Source organism: Flavobacterium sp. UGB4466 (genome assembly GCF_903469665.1).
GTDB classification, from domain to species: Bacteria; Bacteroidota; Bacteroidia; order Flavobacteriales; family Flavobacteriaceae; genus Flavobacterium; species Flavobacterium lipolyticum.
Genome location: NZ_CAGKLC010000282.1, coordinates 1 through 401 on the forward strand (window position 1 = coordinate 1; position 401 = coordinate 401).

Sequence of the window (401 nt, forward strand, 5' to 3'; positions counted from 1 at the left end):
ACTGTAAAAGTGTAATCAATTCTATCACCAACGTTTACGATTCCGTCTGCATTAGCATCTACGTAAACTCCTTTTTTGCTTACCGTTACTTTTGGTGAAGACGTTAAAGGAACTACGGTACAGCTTGGACATGCAGCTGGATCTTTTGGTGGACAAGTCGAACAAATTGGACTTGGATCGGTTGACTTAGCTGTTACCGGAGATCCTGTTGGAGGAGTTCCTGTAGCTGTAGCCACGTTGTCTACCTGACCGTTATTCATATCAGCCAAAGTGATGGTGTGAACCGCTGTAAAACTAGACGAGTCTGTTGCTCCTGGAGCTAAACTCGCTAAGCTTCCACTTACCACTGCATTAGCATCACTAATGGTTACTGGAGCCAGGGTTACGTTTCCTGTGTTGGT

General features: G+C 44.9%; 1 protein-coding gene. It reads right to left on the minus strand.

Translation table 11 applies throughout. The features are described 5' to 3' along the window. The coding region (locus tag JO950_RS22065; RefSeq protein ID WP_202704558.1) for a hypothetical protein at window positions 1–401 on the minus strand (401 nt) is incomplete at both ends.